This window comes from Nisaea sp., assembly GCF_034670185.1.
Classification (GTDB): domain Bacteria; phylum Pseudomonadota; class Alphaproteobacteria; order Thalassobaculales; family Thalassobaculaceae; genus Nisaea.
In genome coordinates, this window is sequence record NZ_JAXMNY010000007.1 from 110,464 (window position 1) to 117,396 (window position 6,933).

Annotated in this window: 6 protein-coding genes and 1 rRNA gene; 3 read left to right on the plus strand and 4 right to left on the minus strand. The window is 61.4% G+C overall.

The genetic code is table 11. From position 1 onward, the window contains the following. Genes VOI22_RS21055 through VOI22_RS21065 form a run of 3 tightly spaced genes read right to left on the minus strand, consistent with a single transcriptional unit; the run spans position 1 to position 3,508 of the window. Entirely contained in the window at positions 1 to 1,161 is a 1,161-nt protein-coding gene (locus VOI22_RS21055; RefSeq protein WP_323798417.1) for an acyl-CoA dehydrogenase family protein, read from the minus strand. Next, on the minus strand, positions 1,161 to 2,603 hold the full coding sequence (locus VOI22_RS21060) for a carnitine 3-dehydrogenase (RefSeq protein WP_323798418.1): 1,443 nt from the start codon (positions 2,601 to 2,603) through the stop codon (positions 1,161 to 1,163). The genes VOI22_RS21055 and VOI22_RS21060 overlap by 1 nt, the downstream gene beginning before the upstream one ends. Continuing rightward, the gene (locus VOI22_RS21065; RefSeq protein ID WP_323798419.1) at positions 2,600 to 3,508 is read right to left on the minus strand and encodes a 3-keto-5-aminohexanoate cleavage protein; all 909 of its coding nucleotides are present in this window, start codon (positions 3,506 to 3,508) and stop codon (positions 2,600 to 2,602) included. The genes VOI22_RS21060 and VOI22_RS21065 overlap by 4 nt, the downstream gene beginning before the upstream one ends. Before the next feature lie 84 nt (positions 3,509 to 3,592). Here VOI22_RS21065 and VOI22_RS21070 point away from each other — a divergent pair, with 84 nt between their 5' ends. The 3 genes from VOI22_RS21070 to VOI22_RS21080 all read left to right on the plus strand — a co-directional run bounded on the left by VOI22_RS21070 (position 3,593) and on the right by VOI22_RS21080 (position 6,398). Continuing rightward, positions 3,593 to 4,534, plus strand: coding sequence for a GlxA family transcriptional regulator (locus tag VOI22_RS21070; protein ID WP_323798420.1), 942 nt, complete (start codon positions 3,593 to 3,595; stop codon positions 4,532 to 4,534). A gap of 178 nt (positions 4,535 to 4,712) precedes the next feature. Beyond that, a complete protein-coding gene (locus VOI22_RS21075) occupies positions 4,713 to 5,246 on the plus strand; it encodes a PAS domain-containing protein (protein WP_323798421.1) in 534 nt (177 codons plus the stop codon). Further along, positions 5,247 to 6,398 (plus strand): methyl-accepting chemotaxis protein, encoded by a 1,152-nt coding sequence (locus VOI22_RS21080; protein ID WP_323798422.1) that lies wholly within the window; start codon positions 5,247 to 5,249, stop codon positions 6,396 to 6,398. It abuts the gene before it with no gap. A gap of 440 nt (positions 6,399 to 6,838) precedes the next feature. Here VOI22_RS21080 and rrf read toward each other — a convergent pair. Next, a 5S ribosomal RNA gene (gene rrf, locus VOI22_RS21085) occupies positions 6,839 to 6,933 on the minus strand; the annotation flags it as partial.

Here is a 6,933-nt window from a genome sequence, read left to right on the forward strand (position 1 = left end):
TCAGGCGCCCAGCGGCCGGAGAAGTTCCCGGCTGATGATGTGACGCTGGATTTCAGACGTGCCGTCCCAGATCCGCTCGACCCTGGCATCCCGCCAGAACCGCTCGATCGGGAAATCGTCCATCAGACCCATGCCGCCATAGATCTGCAGGGTGGCATCCGTCACCCGGGCCAGCATCTCCGAGGCATAGACCTTGGCGCTGGCGATCTCCCGGTTTGCAGGCAGCCCCTGATCGAGCCTCCAGGCCGACGCGAGTGTCAGCCAGTCGGCCGCATCGATCTCCGTGATCATGTCCGCGAGCTGGAAGCTGATGCCCTGGAACTTGCCGATGGCCTGACCGAACTGCTTGCGCTCGGCGGCATAGGCAAGCCCCATGTCGAAACAGCGCCGGGCCCGGCCGACGGCCATGGTGGCGACCGTGATACGGGTAGCGTAAAGCCATTCGTTCATTACCTCGAACCCGCCATCGACCTCGCCCAGAACCTGGGCATCCGGCAGACGGCAATCGTCGAATTCGAGGATCATGTTCTTGTAGCCGCGGTGGCTGACGGACTTGTATCCGTCGCGGATGGTGAAGCCCGGCGTGCCCCGGTCCACCAGGAAAGTGGTGATCCGCTTCTTCGGGCCGCGCGGGGTGTCGTCCTCACCGGTCGCCACGAAGACGATGATGAAATCCGCATGGTCGGCGCCGGAGATGAAATGCTTGCTGCCGTTCAGCACCCAGTCGCCACCGTCCCGCTTCGCAGCACAGGTCATGCCGCGCACGTCCGAGCCCGCTCCCGGCTCCGTCATGGCCAGCGCATCCATCCGCTCGCCCTTGACCGCCGGAGTCAGGTAACGCTCGATCTGGTCGCCCTTGCAGGCCATCAGAATGTTCTGCGGACGGCCAAAGAAATGGGTCAGCGCCATGGAACCGCGGCCAAGCTCGCGCTCGACCAGCGCGAACTCAAGATGGCTCAATCCGCCGCCGCCGACACTTTCGGGAAAGTTCGAGGCGTAGAAGCCAAGATCGAGGGTCTTCTGCTTGATCGCCTCGGCCAGCTCGGGGCGGACCTCGCCAGTCCGCTCGACCTCTGCCTCATGCGGGTAGATCTCGTTCTCAACGAAACCCCGCACCGTGGAGACGATCATCTCCTGCTCTTCTGTCAGCCCGAAATGCATCAGAGCACCTCCGAAGGATCCGGTTGCGGCAGCTTGGCATGGGTCGCCGCGAGGGCTTCCAATTTTTCCAGAACGGACGCATCCGGCACGGAGGAGCTGCGGGTTGTCAGATCCACATGGATCATGAGCTGCTCGCCCGTCGCCAGTTCCTCGCCCGTCTCGTTCTTCATGCGGTGGAAGACGCGGTACTTCTTGCCCTTGCCTTCAAGCACCTGACTGTCGACATGGATGCGCTGACCGGCGAGGGTTTCGTTCAGGTAGCGGATGCGGCTGTCGACCGTGAAATAGCTTTTGCCGCTGTCGATATAGGCGGCATCGGCGCCGACCAGCTTCATCATCGCGTCGGCCGCGTCCGAGAAGACCTGGCCATAGCGGCTCTCGTTCATGTGGCCGTTATAATCCGTCCAGTCGACCGGGACGATCCGGTCGACTGAGCGCACCAGTGCGCCTTCAGCCGCCGGTTTGGCCAGCGTGTCTTCATGTTCGGCGATCAGTTTGCCGACAGCTGCGCCCTGACCTTTCAGAGCCCGCATCATGGCGACGAGGTTGTTGTCCCGCAGCCTTTCCAGCTCACGGATAGACAGTGCGCCGGACTGGGCGTCGGACTGGTCCGCGATCTGTTTCACCAGATCGTCGGTCAGCTCCGGCACGTCCATCAGCTTGGTCCAGGGCCATTGCAGGCACGGGCCGAACTGGGCGATGAAGTGGGCCATGCCCGCTTCGCCGCCAGCAATCCGGTATGTCTCGAACAGGCCCATCTGCGCCCAGCGCAGGCCGAAACCGTAGCGGATCGCATTGTCGATCTCTTCGGTGGTCGCGACACCGTCCTTCACCAGCCAGAGCGCCTCGCGCCAGACAGCTTCGAGGAAGCGGTCGGCGATATGGGCGTCGATCTCGGCCCGGACCCGAAGCGGGTAGCAACCAACGGAACGCAACAGGCCCTCGGCCTTCTCGATCACTCCGAGGTCCGCCCCCGGCCCCGGCACCACTTCGATCAGCGGCAGCAGATAGACCGGGTTGAACGGATGGGCGACAAAGATACGTCCCGGATTTACAGCCCCCTCACCCAGCTCCGAGGGTTTGAAGCCGGAAGTAGAAGAGCCGATCGGCGTCTGCACACCGGTGGCCGCCTCGATCTCCGCGAAAACCTTGTGTTTCAGGTCAAGCCGCTCGGGTACGCTCTCCTGGATCCAGTCAACACCGGTGACCGCATCCGCAATGGTCTCGACATGGCTCAGCGCGCCTTCCGCCGGGAGCGCCGTTTCATACAGCATCGGCAGGGCATGCCGGGCATTGCCCAGCACCTCCGCCATTTTGCGCTCGGCTTCCGCATCCGGATCGAACAGCCGCACATCCCAGCCGTTCAGCAGGAAGCGCGCCGCCCAGGCACCGCCAATGACGCCGCCGCCAATAATGGCGGCCGTTTTGCGTGCAGTGCTCATTTCGGCGCCCGCTTCACGAGGCCGAGTTTCTTGCGGACGGCGTCCGGCCCAATCACAGTCGCACCGAGATTTTCGATGATGGTGACCGCCTTCTCGACAAGCTGAGCGTTGGTCGCAAGCTGTCCCTTGGCAAGCCAGAGATTGTCTTCCAGGCCGACCCGGACGTTACCGCCCGCCAGCACAGAAGCCGCAACATAGGGCATCTGGTGACGCCCGAGAGCGAAGGCCGACCAGTTCCAGTCCGCCGGCACGTTGTTGACCATGGCCATCAGCGTGTTCAGATCGTCCGGCGCGCCCCACGGCACGCCCATGCAGAGCTGCACCAGGGCGGGGCTTTCCAGCACACCGTCATCAACCAGTTTCTTGGCGAGCCAGAGGTGGCCTGTATCGAAAGCCTCGATCTCCGGCTTCACACCGAGCTTCGTCATCATCGAGCCCATCGCCTCGAGCATGCCCGGGGTGTTGGTCATGACGTAGTCTTTTTCAGCAAAATTCATCGTGCCGCAATCGAGCGTGCAGAGCTCCGGCAGGCACTCGGCGATGTGGGCAACCCGCTCCTCGGCACCGATCATGTCCGTGCCCTCAATCAACGGCAGCGGCTGGGACGGGCTGCCGAACACCAGATCCCCGCCCATGCCGGAGGTCAGGTTCAGCACCACGTCGACCTCGGAGTCGCGAATACGGTCCGTCAGTTCGCGATAGAGCTTCAGATCACGCGCCGGCGCGCCGGTTTCAGGATCGCGCACATGGCAATGCACCACGGCCGCGCCTGCCTTTGCCGCCGCGATCGCGCTCTCAGCGATCTGCTGAGGACTCCGCGGCACATGAGGGCTGCGATCCTGCGTGCCTCCGGAACCTGTTACGGCACAGGTAATGAAAACCTCACGGTTCATGTCGAGCGGCATCGCGATCTCCCAAAAGCAGTCTTTCAATCAACATCAGCCTAGGATGCGTTGACAGGGACCATCATGCCGTTTTAGCTCATTATCATGCCCATTTGGATCAATCAGAGCGACGGCACCCAGGAAATCGCGGTCCTGCTGTTCAACCGCTTTTCCAATTATTGCCTCGCCAACACCGTCGAGCCGATGCGGGCGGCGAACGATGCGCTCGGCCGCACGGCCTATCGCTGGCGGCTTCTCAGCCTGGATGGCGAGCCAGTCACCTCATCAAGCGGCATGCAGCTGATGCCCGACGGCAAACTGTCGGACGTGCCGGGCGGAGATGCATTGTTTATCCTGCCAAGCTATGCCTACCGAACCTTCGGCACACCCGCCTGCCTCGACGCACTCCGGGCGGCAGCGCGCCGGTTCGAGACCCTGGCCGGGCTTGATGCCGGAAGCTGGCTGCTGGCGGAAGCGGGGCTGCTGAACGGCTACAGTGCGACCATCCATTTCGACGAGTTCGACCGGTTCTCCGAGCGTTTCCCGGAGGTGACCGCGCGCCGGGAGCGCTGGATCGTCGATCGCGACCGGATGAGCGCCGGCGGCGCCACGACCGCCTTCGAACTGATGCAGCACCTGATTGCCTCAACACATGGCGCCGCAGTCTCAATCGAGATCGCCGGGCTTTTCATGCAAGGAGACGAGAGTGCCGGCGCGCGCGGTGGACCGACGCCAGGTGACCGCCGGGTGCAAAGGGCGCTGACAGTGATGCGGGGCAATCTGGAAACACCGTTATCTGTTGCTGATCTGGCCCGCGCCGCCGGATGCCGGCAACGCGATCTCGAAGTCCGCTTCCGCCGGGCCTTCGGGGCAACGCCAAGGACCGTCTACCGTCAGCTCCGCATGGCGGAAGCCCTTCGGCTGGTGCGTGACGGCGATCTCTCGATTGCGGAGATCTCCCTGCGCTGCGGCTATTCCGATCCGAGCGCTTTCACCCGCGCTTTCCGCGCGACGCACGGTCGGGCGCCTCGCAATCTGGAGGCCTAAACCGCGATGAAGAAATTGCGACAAAACATCCCTCTCCATCATCTGCCTTCCAATTTTCCGCCTCACCGGCTATGCATGCCGTCACATTCTGACCTTCTGCCTTACCCCCTGGTTCCTTGGATTATCGCTGCCGCTCCCGACGCGGGGCGCGGCTTGCTTCAATACTGACAGGTGTTAAATGCACAATAAAAACGCGTCTCTAACCCGTGTCGAGCGATCGCTGGCGCCGGATGAGTTGATCGTCACCAAGACGGATGCCTCCGGAAAAATCCGTTACGCGAACCGCACATTCTACAAGTTCGCCGGTTACACGCCCGCCGAATGCATCGGCGCCCAGCACAACATCATCCGGCACCCGGAAATGCCGCGCACGGTATTCAAACTGTTGTGGGACACCATCAAGGGCGGAGACGAGATCTTCGCCTATGTGAACAACCGGGCAAAGAACGGCGATCACTACTGGGTCCTCGCCCATGTCACCCCGAACTGGGGTGCGAACAAGTCGATCATCGGCTACCACAGTAACCGGCGCGCGCCGAACAGTGATGTGATCCGCGAGCATATCCAGCCGCTCTACACCCAACTTCTCAAGATAGAACGCAGCGCCGGCAGCCCGAAGGATGCCCTGGCCGCAGGCGAAAAGCATGTCCTCGATCTTCTTCGCTCGAAGGACATGTCATTCAACGAGCTCATGTTTGCATTGGGGGTTTAGATGTTCGGATCAGCCAGCAGCAAGGACGTCAAGGCCGCCATTCCCGTCCTAAAGAAGCTCGTAAAAGGTGATTTCAATCAGCGGATCACCCAGATCTCCGGAAACTCCGAGACTGCGGAACTGCTCCATCTGGTCAACGATCTCGTCGATCGCTGCGACTCCTACCTCCGGGAATCCGCAGCCTGCATGTCCCATGTCAGCGAGAACAAGTACTACCGCAAGATCATCGAGACCGGGATGCAGGGAGACTTCCTGAATGCGTCCCGCTCGGTCAACAGCGCCCTTTCCTCGATGGACAAGCGCGTCCAGGATTTTTCCGGCGCGACCGCCGCTTTCGAGGCGACCGTTCAGAGCATCGTCGAGACTGTCGCCTCCGCGTCGACCGAGCTGATGTCCTCTTCTGAATCGATGCAGAATATCGCTTCCGATACGAGCGAGAGAGCGACATCCGTCGCTGCCGCCGCCGAGGAAGCCTCGGTCAATGTCCAGTCCGTTGCCTCTGCCTCGGAGCAGCTTTCGTCCTCGATCACGGAAATCAGCCAGCAGGTCTCGCACGCCTCAAGCGTCGCCAACGACGCCGCCGAGCTGACGGGACAGGTGACCCAGCGCGTTGACAGCCTGGAACAGGCAACAGCGAACATCGTCGGCTCCCTCAAGATCATCAGCGAGATCGCCGAGCAGACCAACCTGCTTGCGCTCAACGCCACCATCGAGGCCGCGCGGGCCGGGGAAGCCGGGAAAGGCTTTGCCGTGGTCGCGAACGAGGTCAAGGCGCTGGCCAACCAGACCAGCGGGGCGACTGAGGAGATCAACGGCTTCGTCCGGAGTATCGAGGAGGCGAGTAAACATACCATCACGGGTATTCGCGAAATCTCGACCCAGGTAAACACGATCAGCGAAGCGAATGCAGCCGTTTCAGCCGCTGTGGAAGAACAATCCGCCGCAACCCGGGAAATTGCCGGCAATATCGAGCAGGCGTCGGCGGGCACATCCGAAGTGACGGAAAACATCACGGCTGTAACAGCGTCCGCGCAGGAAACCAATCGCACGGCTCACGAGGTCAATGGCGCCGCGAGTGAGCTGTCGGAACAGGCAGAGTCCCTCAGATCGGTCGTTGGCGACTTCCTGAACAGGGTCCGGACCGTGGTCTGATTTCCTAGGTGTTTCGCAGTGTTAAAGCCAGGCCGTCATTGAACGGCCTGGCTTTTTTATACGGCTCTCGATTGCAAGGGCGATCCACGACAAGTCAGCCACAACACCCGCTACCGACGTCCTACATCGCCGGAAAACATTGCCCAGCAACACAGATTATATCTAGTCAGGGCATTGTTATTTCGATCTTATTTCATTTCCCGAAATGCAGAGCCTGACGGATAGCGAGGTGAGCGCGTCGGTCATCAAAGCCGTGCCCTGGAGCAATAGCCCCAAGCCGGCAAGAACCGAACCAGTCACCCTCAGCACTCCGGCGATTATCGGGCCAACTCATCAATTCTAAGCGGCCCTGGACGCAAAGAAAAACCCCACGAACAACTGTTCACGGGGCTTTATTGGATCTGTTCAGAGGTTAAGATTTTTTTTCTTGTTCGTAGATGACCTGGCGGCGACCTACTCTCCCACGCCTTAAGACGCAGTACCATTGGCGCGGAGGGTTTTCACGGCCGAGTTCGGAATGGGATCGGGTGCGGGC